General features: G+C 56.7%; 8 protein-coding genes. 3 read left to right on the forward strand and 5 right to left on the reverse strand.

Annotated features, from left to right (window positions below; all coding sequences use genetic code 11):
• Nucleotides 1–1431 (forward strand): MBOAT family O-acyltransferase (locus tag AB7S84_RS07605; RefSeq protein ID WP_428153740.1); only part of this gene is annotated, 1431 nt, incomplete at its 5' end.
• 15 nt (nucleotides 1432–1446) lie between these two features.
• Complete coding sequence (locus AB7S84_RS07610) at nucleotides 1447–2412, forward strand: hypothetical protein (protein WP_236610082.1); 966 nt, start codon at nucleotides 1447–1449, stop codon at nucleotides 2410–2412.
• Between the two features lie 130 nt (nucleotides 2413–2542).
• Here the strand turns inward: AB7S84_RS07610 and AB7S84_RS07615 are convergent, their stop codons facing one another.
• The 3 genes from AB7S84_RS07615 to recQ all read right to left on the reverse strand — a co-directional run bounded on the left by AB7S84_RS07615 (nucleotide 2543) and on the right by recQ (nucleotide 9175).
• Nucleotides 2543–4120: an SGNH/GDSL hydrolase family protein gene (locus AB7S84_RS07615; RefSeq protein WP_159449718.1), complete on the reverse strand. Its 1578-nt coding sequence runs from the start codon at nucleotides 4118–4120 to the stop codon at nucleotides 2543–2545.
• A 304-nt stretch (nucleotides 4121–4424) separates the two neighbouring features.
• On the reverse strand, nucleotides 4425–6815 hold the full coding sequence (locus AB7S84_RS07620; protein WP_020876499.1) for a helicase HerA domain-containing protein: 2391 nt from the start codon (nucleotides 6813–6815) through the stop codon (nucleotides 4425–4427).
• Between the two features lie 122 nt (nucleotides 6816–6937).
• Entirely contained in the window at nucleotides 6938–9175 is a 2238-nt protein-coding gene (gene recQ, locus AB7S84_RS07625; protein WP_020876498.1) for a DNA helicase RecQ, read from the reverse strand.
• A gap of 258 nt (nucleotides 9176–9433) precedes the next feature.
• Here recQ and AB7S84_RS07630 point away from each other — a divergent pair, with 258 nt between their 5' ends.
• Nucleotides 9434–10660, forward strand: a complete 1227-nt coding sequence (locus AB7S84_RS07630; RefSeq protein WP_020876497.1) for an LL-diaminopimelate aminotransferase — start codon at nucleotides 9434–9436, stop codon at nucleotides 10658–10660.
• Nucleotides 10661–10671: 11 nt separating this feature from the next.
• On the opposite strand, the gene AB7S84_RS07635 is transcribed toward AB7S84_RS07630, so the two are convergent.
• Both AB7S84_RS07635 and AB7S84_RS07640 read right to left on the reverse strand, forming a co-directional pair.
• Nucleotides 10672–11748: a DUF1786 family protein gene (locus tag AB7S84_RS07635; protein WP_020876496.1), complete on the reverse strand. Its 1077-nt coding sequence runs from the start codon at nucleotides 11746–11748 to the stop codon at nucleotides 10672–10674.
• 23 nt (nucleotides 11749–11771) lie between these two features.
• Nucleotides 11772–15758, reverse strand: a complete 3987-nt coding sequence (locus tag AB7S84_RS07640) for an AsmA-like C-terminal domain-containing protein (RefSeq protein WP_020876495.1) — start codon at nucleotides 15756–15758, stop codon at nucleotides 11772–11774.
• Between the last annotated feature and the right edge of the window lie 296 nt (nucleotides 15759–16054).

Here is a 16054-nt window from a genome sequence, read left to right on the forward strand (position 1 = left end):
TCTCTTCAGTTTGCCGTCTTCTTTATCGTCGTTGTCGGCCTCTATTTCGCGATCCCCCATCGCTTCCGCTGGATGATGCTGTTGGCGGCGAGTTACTATTTTTATATGTGCTGGAAGGTCGAATACGTCCTTCTCATCATGTTTTCCACCGCCGTCGACTACGTTGCCGGTCTCCGAATGTCGAAGATTCCCGATCGGCGCGGGCGTCGGAAATACCTGTGGCTCAGCCTCTTCTGTAACCTTGGCATTCTCTTTTTCTACAAGTACTTCAATTTTCTGAGTCGGTCCGTGACCGGGGTCCTACAGACATGGAACATTTTCTATGAGGCGCCCCTCTTCCATGTGCTGTTGCCGGTGGGGATTTCTTTCTACACCTTTCAGACCCTGAGCTACACCATCGATGTTTACAGAGGGCGGATTCCGGCTGAACGACATCTGGGAATTTATGCGCTTTATGTCGCATTCTGGCCCCAGTTGGTGGCCGGCCCTATCGAGCGTACCCATCATCTTCTGCCCCAATTCCGGGAACGATACGCATTCAACTATGATCGGGTGGTGGGCGGCCTGCGTCTCATGCTTTGGGGGCTTTTCAAGAAGGTGGCGGTGGCCGATCATCTGGCGGTCTATGTCAATCGTGTATACAACCATGTGGATGACTACCAGGGCCTGCCCCTCATGACGGCCACATTTTTCTTTGCCGTGCAGATCTATTGCGATTTCTCGGGCTACACCGACATGGCCCGGGGGGCTGCAAGGATCATGGGCTACGATCTCATGGAAAACTTTCGGCGGCCTTACTTTTCCAAGTCGATCCGGGAGTTCTGGCAACGCTGGCATATTTCCCTTTCGACCTGGTTCCGGGACTATGTCTACATCCCTTTGGGCGGCAAACGGGCTTCGACGGAGCGCTGGTATGCCAATCTCTTCGTGACCTTCCTGCTGAGCGGACTCTGGCATGGGGCCAACTGGACTTTTGTTATCTGGGGTGCCCTTCACGGCATCTACCTGATCCTGGAGAACCTGACCGGATTTTTTCAGACACGCCTGGCGAATCGTTGGTTTCCCGGCGAGGGGGCCCTCATGAATCGAGCCGTCCGGGCGAGTCTTACCTTTGCGATGGTCTGCTTTGCCTGGATCTTCTTCCGAGCCAACACGGTGGGTGACGCCTTTGCCGTTATCGGGAAGATATTTCTGATAGATCTGGAAAACCTTGGGGTTGAGGTGGTCGGATTGACCTCATTTTTTCGGTCGGTGCTGCTGGTGCTCATCCTCTTTGCGGTGGATGCGGTCGACCGTCGCACGGGGATCCAGACCGCCTTGACCCGACTGCCTGTCGTCGTTCGATGGTCGATCTATACGACGGTGCTCTGGGCGGTCATGATATCGGGAATTTTCGGCGTGCAGCAAGAGTTTATTTACTTCCAGTTCTGATGAAACCTCGGATTGATGATGCAGGCAAGAAAATTTTTTATCAAAGTGCTGGTCTTCAGCCTTCTCAACGCCGCGATCCTGACCGGCATTCTCCTTTTCTTCTCCGGGCGGCAGCGCGACGTCCGCCTGGACATCGACGTCACCGAGTCGAATCTCCTCGTGATGGGTGAAAATCAGCATTACGGCGTCGCCATTCTGGGAACCTCCAGAGGCCGGGTGCTTTCCAGGGACGGTCATCACCGGATGCTCGAGGCGATCCTGGGCGAGCGGGTCATCAACCTCTCCAAGGGCGGCGGGGGCGGACTCATGCCCGCCGAACTGCACCTTTCTCACTTCTACAGCAGAGGAAACACCGTTGACCACATTCTCTACCTCGTGGATCCCTGGGTCTTCTTCTCCGCCATCAATAACGAACACAACGATTTTTTTCTTCGCGACGAACCCTTCGAACTCTCGATTCTCTGGAAGCTGATTCTGGACCGATACCCCCCGGATCGGATTTTTTCCTACCTGCAGATGATCGCGGTGGACGACTGGGCGGGAATCTCACGTTACGCCGGCCCAGGGCTCACCAAGGGGACATTGAGGAGAATCGACCGCACGAAACTGGAAGAGGCCCGGCAGCACTATTTAGAACGTTACGGCAAGGGGAATTTCGAACGCTACAGCCGTTTCGTCGACCGGATCAACGCCATGGCCCTGAAAAACGGAAGCCGGATCACCTACGTGATGCTGCCCCTTCTGATTCCCGATTTTCCAGGACTGAAAGCCGTGGACCGGAAGCTTTCGGCGGCTGCAGCCGGGGGAGGCCACGTCGGTTACGTGAATCTTGCAACGGCGATGCAGGATCGGCGTTTTTTCTACGATCACATGCACTTCAACAAGACCGGGATCGCGCATTTCGCTGAAAACGCTCTTGGCCCGATTCTTCGAGGAGAGGCGCCGACTTTGGAGACGGGCGTTCGATCTGAACCGCAATGATCTACACTCAACTTTCGACGTTCACATGACGGCGACCGGAAAGAGGTGCCGGGAAGGTACGGGCCCATGAATCCCGAAAGTTGAGATGTACAAATGATGAATGTCCGGAGCCTGTGGTCTGTCTGAGGATTCACCACAGGGATGAACTGATGAAACATGTCGATCCCCCGCCATCGTCTTCCTGATCCGAATCCGTGGGGGGCGGCGGTACCGGATCGCCATCGTCGTTTTCGTCCGGATTCGAGGATGGCGGAACGTGTGCATCCAGATTTGCCGACACCCGATCGGCGAGCAGCGCGTGCATTGCGGTGGTCGGATGCCGGTCATCCCAAAACAGATGTCCGGCGCCGTCAAAATTGTTTTCGATTTGAAAATTAGGCGACGGTTCGGTCACGTTGCTGAATCCAAAGGCGGCAGGATCCTTTTGGACCGCCGCAAAAAAAGAGAAAACATCGAATTCATAGAGGGTCACCTCCGGGTGATCGATACTGAAGCGGTCAATCATTTTGACCAGTTCGGCATTGAAATTGAGGGAAAACGCAGTCGCCGGCGTGGCGTCCGACGTGCCCAGGGTGTCGGGGATGGCGCCCAGGTCAGGCAGGTTCAACAGCAGAATATGCTGCGCCTCCAATGCCGCCAGGCGTTCCATGGCTCTGTTGATGTTGTCCACCGCATTCTGAAAGTCGCCGTTGCCGTTCAAAAAATCATTGCCGCCAATCCATATGATGAACAGTGAATCATGGGAAAGCGGGAGAGCTTTGGCCGCGGTATACGAGGTTACCTGTTCGATCAGACCCGGCGGCACCAGTCCGTCGCTTTGAGCCCCACCGAGAGCCCGGTCATCCAGGGGTGCATTCATGTGTGTCAAATCGGCCAGGTATTCGACCCACACCGGACCGTTGGAGAAACGGCCCTGGTAATAAAGGGCGGGGTCAGGATGGAGTTGGTTTTCAATCAGGAAAAGATTGCCGTTATCCGACAGGCTGTCGCCGAAAACGACAATTTCATCGAATACAGACGGTGAAACGATGGGCGGCGGCGGTGGATCAGGGACAACGGCTCCCAAAAAATCCACAAGGGCATTTTGCCAGGCATCAGCCATCTTGCCGTATCCATCGTCATTGGGATGGAGCCAGTCCGCCATATCGTCCGAATAATTGAGCGCATGCTCCATATCCACAACGACGATGCTGTCCCCGTCGGCTTTTCTCTGCGACGCCATCGCCTGAAGATTCAGGTTATATGCCGAGGTGTCCGGGCTATGCGGCACCCGGTCGATGATCAATGCGAGAAATACCGTGATGTCGATATCGTAAAGATAAATGTTATCCAGGATACGTTCCACCTCTTCCGTGTCGGTGGTCAGGCAGTTTGTCCCGATATGCAGGAGTACGATATCGGCTGGGTTTTGCACCAACTGGGAATATACATCATCCGCTACCTTTGAAGCACAGATTCCGCCATAACCTTCGTGATTGACGTCAAAATCAGGTTCCGCAAGACTGCCCGACAAACGGTTGCCCACGAAATCCACATCATAACCGAGTTCGGTGAGACCGATATAAAGCGGTTGGCGGTATCCGGTGATATAGTCCTCTGTTCTTGGATCCGGAGACGTATACATGCCGTAGGTAATGGAATCTCCCAGAGGCATGATTCTGACGAGTGCATCAGCGGAACTTGCCGCAAAGATGCATGTAATGATCAATATAATACTTCTCAATAATTTGAAATTTATGAAGTATTGAACCGGATATTTCCTGGATAACAACATTCAATCCTCCCGAACAAAAATGGACGCTGGACGTTTCAAACAAAGAGTCGAACTTCTTATCGGCAACCGGTTTTTCGTATTGAGAAATCCTGGGCAGTAAATAAAGAGAAAAACATTTTTTGTCAATAATTATAAATGCCTATAAGTTAAGCAATGGGCGTTGTGAAAAAATCCTGTAACCGTTTAAGCGGCGAACAGACGGCCGCTGGCGTGCCGTTACGAATGACGGCTGCGAGAATCACCGGTTCCGAGGTTGTCGACAGGCCAGCCAGGCCAGACCGAAGATATCGAGAGTGATATCGTTGCGTTTAGGGGCGATGGCGACCGTTTCCAGCAGGGTGGTCCTGGGCGAAAAACGTTTCTCAACGGCGTCGATATCGTCTCGAAACTGAAGGTCCAACGCCGCTATCTTGTCCCGCACGGCATTGGCCCGTTCAACGGCACGATCCACATCCTTCTTTTCCTTATGGATCCGACCGGCGGATTTGACGGCGGTGCCCATTCGGGAGGCCGACGCGGCGCTTGCGACCTTTCGTCCCAGAAAGGCCCCCAGGATGGCGCCACCGAAAGAAACGGCCGATTGAAGACCTTGGGAGCGAACCTGATCCCGTTCCCGTTCGACGGCCTGCTCAGCCAGCATGAGCCGGTCCTGGAGACGGGCAAACCTGTCGGCGTATTTTCGACGCAGTTTTTCGATCGCCGTATCCCGAGCCTCCCGTTCCGCCAGGGAGACGCGTATCCGGAAGGCGCTCTCAGATTCCCCCGGCCGGCTCGTCAGCTTGAGCGCCGTTGCCTGGTAGATCGTGAGGGGACGGTTAAGGCGAACCCATCGCAACAGGTCTTTGCGCCATTTATCATAGGCGGCCGTTTTGTGCGCCGCGGGAGGGAGTTCGGCGTATTCGGCATGATCCGGCGGAACAGTGCCGAGGGCTGCAGATGCCACCGGAACGGCACTGCCCCAGTCAAGAGGGACGGGGCCGTTTTGGAATTGAGCGAACAGGGTTACCGATTGGATCAGGTCGACGCCATACCGGAGGTGGCGGTAATGGATGCTCATCCGGCCGATGAGGCCGGGGAGGTATTGGTCTCCCGCACCCGCACCTGAGGCGGGGAGGTAATAGGTATCAATCCCAGGCGGCGGCAAAGGCGGGATAGCGGTTCTCGACGGCAATGCCGGCGGAGGCGATCCCGTTGTCGAGATGGGTTCAGGTATTGTTTCGGGAACCGGGCCGGTGAGCCGACGGATCTGGTCCCGCGTCATGGGGCCGCTCAGATAGGAGAGTGTCCAGCGGGTCTGGAAGATGACCGGGCGGGTTTCGTGGACGTTATGGAGGAGAAAGACCCTTTTGCCGAGGCGCGACAGGATCCCATCCATCCGGTCCCGGTCGAATCCGGTTACGGCCGCGGCGCTGTCCAGGCCTGCCAGCACGCGGGCTCTGTCCTGTTCGGTTTGAAGCCGTCCGATGAACCAGGTGCCCATGTTGGCGAGCCCCTTGTAGTCGAGATCCACGGGATTCTGGGTCGAGAGGACGACACCGAGTCCGAAGGCCCGGGCTTGCTTGAGCAGGTTGAGGAGGGGCTTTTTGGACGGCGGATTGCTTACCGGCGGAAAATATCCGAAAATTTCATCCATGTAGAGAATGGCCCTGAGGCTCGTCGTTCCCGGCTGGGAGCGGATCCATCCTATAATCCGGTTCAACAGCAAGGTTACGAAGAACATGCGCCGGCTTTCCGTCAGATGACTGATGGTGAAGATCGATGCCCGGGGAGTGCCCTGGTCGGTGTAAAGAAAACGAGGGATATCCAGGGGCGGCCCTTCCATCCATGCCGCGAAGCCGGAAACCGCCAGGAGGTTGTTGAGGCGCATGGCCAGTGCGAAACGATCCTTTTCAGGAAAAAAGGCCTCGAGGGCCATGACGCCGATGCGATTGAATGGGGGGAATTGGACGGTTTGAATCAGTCCGGCCAGGTCGAGGGTGCGGTCCTCCGCCCAGGCGTTTTCGAATATGTTGGCGAGGAGAATATGTTCCCGGCTCGATATGGGATTCGCATCGATGCCCAAAAGCGCCAGAAGGCCTGTTACGGTGGAAGCGATCACTTCCTGAAGAAAGTCACTGTCTGCCGCCGCTCCGGCGGGGGGCGGGGCGAATTCGTGCAGAAGGCTCACCGGTCGACCGGCGGTGCTGCCCGGGGTGTAGACGGCAATGTCGGCGGCGGCCCGAAGGCGTGCGATCCGCTCGGGTTCCTGGTCCCATTCCGCCAGGCCCGCCCGCCAGGTTTCAGCTTGCTGCGCGGCATAGGCCTCCGGCGCTATTCCTTGACGAGCCGCGTCCTCGAGAGAAATCCATGGCTGGAAGGCCTCCGCATTCAGGTCTGGGAAACGAAGCAAAAGATTGGGAAGATCTCCCTTGGGATCGATGGCGATGACCGGTATGCCGTCGATGAGCGCTTCTTCGATGAGCCCGATACCCAAGCCGGTTTTGCCGCTCCCGGTCATGCCGATGATGACGGCATGGGTGGTAAGATCCTTGGCGTCATAAAGCATCAGGTCCTGCCGGCAGCACTGATCCTTTGGGTCATAGATTCGGCCGAGGTAGAACGCGCCGAGCTTTTCATAAATCTTTTTCATGAGACTTCCTCAGTGCAAAAGCGCTTTCGTGACCTTCACAGGCGACGTTATCCGACGGTGTTTCATCCCTGGCGCGGGTTGTATCACGTCCCTCGGCCGTTGCACCCAAAACGACGACATTTTCAATCGTCCGATTGGTGCCGGCCGGCAAGGAGACCCGCTCGGATACACTTCAGGAGATCATAAGAATGTTTCCCGTCGAATTTCTCGTAGACGGGCTTCAACAGATGGGCCTGGTCCTCGGGGAGAGATCTGATGACCGATTCGATGTTTTGCTGCTCCTTCAGGGGCAGGGGGACGACTTCGTCGGTGGACAGGCGGCCGGCTTCGATGAGCGCGGCAAGATGCCCGAAGATGGTCATCGGGGTCAACTTTCGCTTGCGGGCGATCTCCTCGGGCGAGCATCCCTGATCGAACAGGGTCAGGGTTTCCGCGACAGTCGCTGAAAGCGCATCCGGCAGCGGCTTGTCCGGCCGGCGCCCGCCCGTTTCCGGCGCGGATTCCCGGATGCTTCGTCCGTGGATCGCCACATGGGCTCGGATGGTCGCCAAAAACGGTTCACCGTAACGTTCCAGTTTTGCTTCGCCCACGCCGAAAATCGTCCTCAATTCCTCGGTGGAGGTGGGCTGGAGTTGGATCATTTCCCGAAGGGTGGCGTCATGAAATACCACGTAAGGAGGGACACCGGCGGCCCGGGCAGTGTCCAGGCGAAGGGTCCGGAGACTTTCCCACAGCGTGATGTCCCCAGGGTCCTTGAAGGCGGGGGGGCCGGCTTTTCGTTTCGGTGTCTCCGGTCTTTCCTGAATCGACGCGACGTCTTTCCTGAAGCGGATGTGCGCTTCACCGACCAACACGGCGCGGCTCTCGGGCGCGAGGAAGAACCCCCCACCCTCCGGATCTGTGGAGAGGTATCCCGCCGCCGCCAGTTGGCGGAAGACGGATTTCCATTCATTTCGGGAAAGCGCCGTGCCGATGCCGAAAGTGGAGACCCGGTTATGGCCGAAACGCTGCACTTTTTCTGTATCCCGGCCGAGCAATACATTGACGAGGTGTTCGGCGCCGAACCGCTGACCGGTGCGGTAAACGCACGAGAGCGCCTTCCGGGCCGCCAGGGTCCCGTCCCAGGTCTCGACATTCCCGAGGCAGACATCGCAATTACCGCAGGGGGACTTCAGGGTTTCGCCGAAATAAGCGAGGAGCATCTGCCTGCGGCACTGGACCGTTTCGGCGTAGCTGAGAACGGCCTCCCCCTTCCGAAAAAGAATTCGTTTGAACTGTTCGCTTCCCGACGATTCGCTGATCATCCGGCGTATGGCCGTCACGTCCGAAAGACCGTATAGCAGCAACGCATCGGCCGGTTCTCCGTCGCGTCCGGCGCGGCCCGTTTCCTGATAATACGCTTCGAGTGTCCGGGGCATGCCCAGATGAATCACGAACCGGACATCGGGTTTGTCGATGCCCATGCCGAAGGCCACGGTGGCCGCGACGACGACACCGTCTTCCCGCAGGAATCGCCGTTGGTTCGACAGGCGCGTACCGTCGTCCATGCCGGCATGGTAGGGAAGGGCGGTGAACCCCATGTCGCGGAGCTTTGCGGCTGTCGATTCAGCCTGACGGCGGCTCAAACAATAGATGATGCCTGAATTCCCCTCGTGTTTGGATTTGAGGAAAGCGACCAACTGCCGGAGTCCCGATTGTCGCGGTTCCGTTCGGTACAGGATGTTGGGTCGATCAAAGCTGGAGATGAAGTTTCGAGCCTTTTCGAGATTCAGCTTTGCGATAATCTCCTTTCGGGTGACGGGATCCGCGGTGGCGGTCAGGGCGATTCGAGGAACTCCTGGAAACTGATCTGAAAGCAGGGAAAGTTTCAGGTATTCGGGCCGGAAATCGTGGCCCCACTGAGAGATGCAATGGGCCTCGTCGATGGCGAACAGCGATATCGGAACGCGACTCAGAAACGACAGGAAGGCGGGCGTTGTCAGCCGTTCGGGGGCCACGTAGAGCAGATCGATCCTTCCGGAGATTGCTTCCGCTTCGACGTTGCGGATCTGATCACGGCTCAGGGTCGAATTGATAAACGCCGCCTGGATGCCGTTCTGGCGAAGCGCATCGGTCTGGTCTTGCATCAGGGCGATGAGGGGCGAGACGACCACCCCGACACCCGGCCGAATCATGGCTGGAATCTGATAACATAAAGACTTGCCGCTACCGGTGGGCATCAGCACGAAGGCATCTTCACCCCGGATAATATGGCGAATGATCGCTTCCTGGTGTTCCCGAAACGCCGAGTAGCCGAAACGGGTGCGTAAGATCTTTTCAGGAGATGAATTGGGGAATCGGATGCCGGATTCGTGATCCATGACAGCGTCCTTTGGGGTTCGCGGATAGGTTCCAGTTATGAATCCCTTTCCAACCAGCATCACGAAAGTCTGAGCTGGAACTGACAATGAATGTTATCATTACCGACAAAAGGAGATCTTGTCAAACGGGTCGCTCAGATCGCCTTCAATCCAGGGTGGAAGGTCCTTACCGATTGACGGGAGCATTGTTTTCAGATAAGGGGTTTTCGTCGGAAATTGTTCGAAATATCAATCGGATTCATCAAGGAAGAGACGGCTATGATCAAAATCAACGAGAATTATCTGAAGCTTCAGTCATCCTATCTGTTCATCGACATCGCCCGCAGGGTTCAGGCTTTTCAGACGGCTCATCCTGACAAGGACGTCATCAAGATGGGCATCGGCGACGTGACCCAACCGCTGCCGCCGGCCTGTATCCAAGCCTTCCATGAGGGCGTCGAGGAAATGGCGAACGCCGAAACCTTCAGAGGGTACGGTCCCGAGCAGGGATATGCCTTCCTTCGCGAAAAGATTGCCCAATACGATTTCAAGGCGCGAGGCGCCGAGATTACGGCGGATGAAATCTTCGTCAGTGACGGCGCCAAATGCGACAACGGCAACATACAGGAAATTTTCGCCCAGGATATCCGGATTGCCGTCCCGGACCCCGTCTACCCGGTCTACGTGGATACCAACGTCATGGCCGGCCGTACGGGGAGGGCCAAAGACGGTCGTTACGAAGGGTTGGTCTACCTCGAGAGCACCCGGGAGAACCGATTCATTCCCGAACTTCCCTCTGAACCCGTTGACCTGATCTACCTCTGTTACCCCAACAACCCGACGGGCGCCGTCATTACGCGGGAGCAACTCAAGGTCTGGGTAGACTACGCCCGCGAGAATCGGGCTTTGATTTTATACGATGCCGCCTACGAGTCGTTTATCCGGGACCCCGGGCTGCCCCGCTCCATTTACGAGATCGAGGGTGCCCGGGAAGTGGCCGTCGAATTTCGCAGTTTCTCCAAGACTGCGGGATTCACGGGCACCCGATGTGCCTATACCGTGGTGCCTAAAATCTGCATGGCATACGACGAAACCGGCGAGCCGCATGCGGTGCACGCCCTGTGGAACAGACGCCACGGCACCAAGTTCAACGGCGTTTCCTATCCGGTCCAGAAGGCCGCCGCGGCAGTTTACAGTGAGGCGGGGCGGATGCAGACCCGAGCGTTGATCGATGGATACATGGAAAATGCGACATTGATCCGACGAGAGATGGAAGCCTTGGGATTCTCGTGTGCGGGGGGGGAGAATTCGCCCTATATCTGGGTGGATGGTCGTCAGGACTCCTGGGCGTTTTTCGATTTTCTGCTCAACAAGGCCGGTGTGGTCTGCACACCCGGCGCCGGATTCGGAAGGTGCGGCCAGGGCTATATCCGCCTCAGCGCATTTAACAGCCGCCGGAACGTCGAACAGGCCATGACCCGCATTCGGACCGCTCTGGCCGGATAGGGGCTCGAAGATCAAACATAGGTCATGGCGGAAAACCCTTTACGTCGTCGTACCGCCTCGAGAAGCCCCACCGTCCCGGTCATCATGTTGTCGCCCCAGGGTGCGCCCATCACCACCGGAAGAGGGGAAGAGCGGATCAGACGGCGTTTGGGACCCGTCGCCAGGATAATCTCGACGGCCGCAAACCCCACGATCCGGCGGGTGTAGGCCCCGTGGCCCCCTTCCGCGAGAATTGCGTCATGGGTAAGACGCCCGTCGGCCAGATCCCGCAGCAGAGTGGTGATGCGATCGCCGGTCACGGCGTGGGTGTGGTACTCGAAAAAGGCGGCCAGTTGGCCGGCGTCGATTATGGCGCCGACGGTGTGCGAGGTGGCGATATCCAGCACCAGGATGGTCTTGAGGTTTCTACAGCAATGATCCATGGAGGCGCCGAGGATCGCCGCCATGCCGCTGTCCATCACGTAGATTTCCGTTGTCGTCAGGTGTGCGGCACTTCGGGCGATGGATTGAAGGCGGTTCATGGCGGCGGGAATTTCATCGCTTCGGTAGAGTAGCGCATGGGGATAGGGGGTTTGTTCCAGGTCCGCCGTGAACAGCCGGTGCCGGTAATCCAGATGGGAGACGCCGGAGGGTGCAACGCCGTGATCCTGGGCGCAGACGGCCACACAGTCGAAGGCGAAAGGAACGCCAAAGCCGGCTACAATTCCTTCGAGCCGATCGCGGTCCAGATCCGCCAGAACCAACGACGTGAAATCCGGCTGCCGTTGAAGAGTGGATACCTTCCGCTCGTCTGAAATCTCGATGCCCGAAGCCGTCACTCGCGAAGGGTCGTGATGAACCGTCGCTGCAGCCGCATGGGTCATCACTACACGCGCGGTTTTGGCCCGCTCCTTCAGAACAGCAGACAGAGGACTCCCTCCCATTTCGCATCCGGTGATTGCCAGGTTGCCGTTGGTGTCCGCAACGGTTTCCGTTATCAGCCGAGCCGGTGATTTCACCACCGCTTTGTAGTGGAGATCCGCAACATCGTCATAATAAAGGACGTCCATGGTTCCGGCGCCGATGTCGATCATCAGGTATCGGCTCATGTCATCTCACTCCTGATTCCTTGTCACCTGGAGGGTGTTCCCTCCTTCTTCCCGGGAGAAACCGCATTCGTTCCGTCTGCGTTTCCCGGGGCTTTGAAATCGAACCCCTTGAAGACGTCTCGGAGGAATCCCACGGACAGGGTGGTGAGGGGATGGATGCTGACCTCCGGGTTGTCCATAGGACCCTTGATGGTGTAATCCGTCGCGATGATGCCCTGTCCGACGATCAGTTTTCCTAAAATCGGTATCATGTCGACCACTTGGTTGAGGATGTTGACCGGGATCACGATGCCTTTGATGTCGGACATCCGTTTTTCAACGTCATAGCTGCCTTCGGCGGTCATGGCGAGGGAGATACCTTCCATCCGACCGCCGTCAAGGGTGATGATGTTGTTCTCAAAGGTCAGGTTTCCATCGAGAGTACCGAAATGGATACCGCCGCTCTGGAGTTGCCCAAGAGCTCCCACGAAGGATGCCATGGAAAGCACCTTGACCAGACCCGGAGCGTTAACCACCAGAAAATCCTTTATTTTTATGCTTCCCGACACGCGTTTTCGGGTCGGCAGAAGGTTTTCGGATTGACCGTCGAAGACCAGGGCGCCGCCCCGAATATTCCCGTAGACATCAATTCCCTTAAGGAGGGTACCGGCATCCGAGGTTTGAATGAGGATTTGTTCCGGATTCGTTTTCCGGGTCACGGCGATATGCAGGGGCGCCTCCTCCCTGAAGGTGCCGTCGATGAGCACCGAATGAATTTTTTCCCCATTCCAGACGATCCTGCCTTTGGGCCGGTTCAGGATGACGCCGTTGGCCAGAAAAACCTTGTCGATATCGAAAGTAATGACGGTTTCAGGTCGCGTTTTCTTATCCTGCGACGGCTGGGTGGATGGATCAGCCGGCGGAGAAGATTTCCCCATTTTGAGAAGTCCGGCGGCATCGAATCCGGAGCCGGTCAGGTTCACCTGGAAACCTTTTTTTTCGTCGAAGGTCAACTCTCCGAATAATTGATGGTTTCCCACATTCAATGGATCAAGTTTAACATCAACGGTTGTCGAAGTGCCGAATGTCGCTTTTCCGCTGCCTTGAATATCCAGTTTTTTCCCCGATAGGATGAGTTCGGACACGGTGAGGATATTCCCGTCGGTCAGCGTGCTTCGGCCTTTAAGGACGGCGGAAGTGCCCACAGGCTTGATCCACCCCCACCGTCTGAGATCGATGGCGGTTTGGGTAAAATCGATTCGGGGTGCCACTTCAATGCCGTCCTCCGTCAAGGTCAGGTTCACATCCGTTTGTATCGTCCCTTTCAAAAAGGGGAGATTCGGCAGGCGTATGTCCTTGTGGTTTTCGGAAGCCACGACTGCCGATAGATGGACGGTTTCCCGGGCTTCGGCGTTTTTTTCCCATCGGACCGAGACGGGGGTCTGTCCGCTCCAGATTTCTCCCTCCACGGAGAAACGGTCGTTTTCAAAGCTTACGGCGGCTGTTCCGTTGGTCAGGTGGAGCCCGAGAAATTCCTTTACGGTGATCTGCGCGATCTTCGAGGCAATGGTGTAATGCACGTCTTTTAGCCCATCCTCTGCATCCATCGGGCCTTTTACATGGATACGGGTTGCAGCGGCGGCGCCTACCAGCGGCGGAAGATCCATCGTCATGGGCGCCCCTCCCGGTATGCTCCGGGCCGCTTCAACCAGATCGGAGGCGGGACCCTCGATCTCGGCAAGGATGTCGATCTCAGGTTCGCCGTTTTGGATGCCGGTGATATCGATCCGGGTTGCGGCGATTTTTGACTGACCCACCGACCCCTTGTCGAATCGTACCTGGGCGGTGTCGGGTGACAGCGTGAAGAGTCCCTCCCCTTTGTCTATGGCGGGCAAGGGGGGAAAATAATCGATCCGGAGGCCGCTGAATTTCCCCTCCACGGCAACGGCCGTCGCCGGCAGCCGCTCAAGGGACGACATAGCGGGGTCAAGATCGATTCTGACATCGGCATGGTGGATGTTTCCGTCTGAAACACGGGTCTGAAGCCATTTTTGCAGACCGCCTGAAAAACGCCGGGGCCAGTATTGATGAAGGATCTGGAAAGGCAAGTCGTCGATGCCGCCTTCGAGTTGGATCCTGGGGTACGGATCCGCTGCCGTTACAACGCCGGAAAACTTGAGTACGGGACCCCCCAAGTCGGTGGAAAAGGCGCTCACCTCGATGCCGGCCGGCGCATAATTGAGTTTGCCCTTGGCTTCAATGCGCTTGATGGGAACCGCGGTGTCCGGGGCGGTTTCCGGCGACAGCTCTCCGTCGATGCCGGTTACGGCCACGGCATTTCGGTCAAGGGATACGAGAAGGGTTTTCTGCGCCCAGCGGTATCCCTGGAAATTCGGGATTTCAAAACCCTGAATCTTTGATGCCGCGTGGTAGTCGAAGGTCTCTTTGTCGAAACGGGACAGGGGCCATTGAAAGGAGAGGCGCGTTTCGGCCTTTCCCGACGCAATTTCAATGGGATAGCCCGTATTGCCCGTCAGGCCGTCAATGACCTTCCTCAGATCATCCGCGGGGCCTTTGGCTGTGGTGCGGATGTCAATGGTGACGGGATCCGCCGTGAATTTTCCGATAACGACTTTTCCGTCTAAGGCCCGCGAGTCATAGTTTCGGGCGGCGGCGACGTCGATGGTGATATCGTGAGCCGTGAATCGGGCTGTGCCTTTGGCATCCGTGATCGGCAAAAGTTTCCCGTGGTATTTCATCGCGACATCGCTGAAGGGCGCGATTACGTCGATAATGCCTTTGGGCAGGACCGGCGCCGCGAGATCCGCCGGTGTGATGCGGATTTTGGCTGTGGCGTCGTGGATCTCTCCCCCGATAAAATGATCTCGAATCCAGTTTCTGGCGACGGGGAATATCTGATAAGGCCAGTATAGGTGGGCCCTGGAAGGATCCAGGTGGTCGACCCGCACATCCAGGGCGACGGCATCGAATTTCCCAAGGTGGTCGACCGTTCCCGTGGTGTCGAAGGTCACTCCGCGTGATTCGATGTGAAGACTTGCCAGTTTCAATTGGGTAAAGCCGTTTTTCAGCCATCCCTTGGCCGTCAATTTTTCAATGGGTACCGGCGTTTCCCATACCTCGGGATGAAATAGGGTTCCTTCCGCGTCGGAGTCCATTTCGAAACGGAGGTTGTCAACCCTGCCGCTGGCGTCGACGCGGAACAACAGTTCAAGCTGTGTCTTGAAATCCAGTCCTCGCAACGGCGCGAGATCCGGCGAGAGTTCAGCCAGAATCGGTGGGTGGAGGTTTGTGAAATGGATTTTGCTTTCGGAAACCTTTCCCGGGTCGGACCCTTTTTCAGGGGGGGCGTGGATGACGGTCTGGAGACGGCTCGCCTGACCATTTACGGCGTAGGATGCCGTCAGGATAAGCTCCGGCGTGGCCTGAACGTGCAACATAGAGAGCACGACGCTGGGCAGGTCCACATTGATGGGGGCCGACTCCCCTGGAAGTGTGAGTCGGCCGTTTGCGGCGTGAAGCCGTTTGAAGTTTTTGTGCCGCTCGGCGAACGCGAACAGATTGTTGAAAAACTGTGGGCTGTTGAGTGTTTCCAATACCGCCGCAGCCGAAGCCGCGCGTTCCGACCCGGCGAGGTGGGAAAGGTCGGCCTCCGGGCGGGAAAGCCATATTTCGATGGGTTTGACGCTACCCAGGAAAAGGCTTGCCAGGCTCAGCCTTACCGTGATGACTGGGAAACGGGCCAACACGGTTTCATCGTTGAGCATGTACCGGGCATCGGTGATGCTGATGCCGGGAACCAGACGCCCTTTGGGCCATGCCGTCCGGATATCCTTGTAGGTTAGCGTGTATTCGGGTGAATGCGGTTGGAGGGTTTCACGGATATAAGGGTCGAAAAACGAGAGGGATGGGGGCTGGATACGAATCCAGGTAAAGATGATGACACCCGCGACGATCAGGCCAAGGATGCATCGGAATAGCCATTTCAAGGTGAATTTCAGATAGATGTTCACGTTTTTCTTGCTTTCGATGAGTTTCTGAGTGCTTGTTGTGCTGCCGCTTTGCTTTCGTCCATATGGAAAAAACTGTCGTTCGAGGTCGTCTCCCGGCTTCCTTCGTGAAGGAATGCGCCGGCCGCCTGATCGGGTCGTACAGGTGTATAATCAGTAAATCAGGCCTTCGACTCAGTATATTCGTTCAGGATATCGGGTGCAATGATGAAATTGTCATTGGGAATATATGCAGTGTCCGCTGTCCGTTGAGAGCCTTGTCGATTCGCCGTCATGTCTTTAACCGTTGGCATTTTTAT

This window comes from Desulfococcus sp. (genome assembly GCF_050178255.1).
Taxonomy (GTDB): domain Bacteria; phylum Desulfobacterota; class Desulfobacteria; order Desulfobacterales; family Desulfococcaceae; genus Desulfococcus; species Desulfococcus multivorans.

Bases quoted from the DNA above. Each gene is read 5' to 3' on its own strand.
- AB7S84_RS07610 (WP_236610082.1), top strand. From the start codon at position 1,447: ATGATGCAGGCAAGAAAATTTTTTATCAAAGTGCTGGTCTTCAGCCTT.
- AB7S84_RS07620 (WP_020876499.1), bottom strand. From the start codon at position 6,815: ATGAAAAAGATTTATGAAAAGCTCGGCGCGTTCTACCTCGGCCGAATC.
- recQ (WP_020876498.1), bottom strand. From the start codon at position 9,175: ATGGATCACGAATCCGGCATCCGATTCCCCAATTCATCTCCTGAAAAG.
- AB7S84_RS07630 (WP_020876497.1), top strand. From the start codon at position 9,434: ATGATCAAAATCAACGAGAATTATCTGAAGCTTCAGTCATCCTATCTG.
- AB7S84_RS07635 (WP_020876496.1), bottom strand. From the start codon at position 11,748: ATGAGCCGATACCTGATGATCGACATCGGCGCCGGAACCATGGACGTC.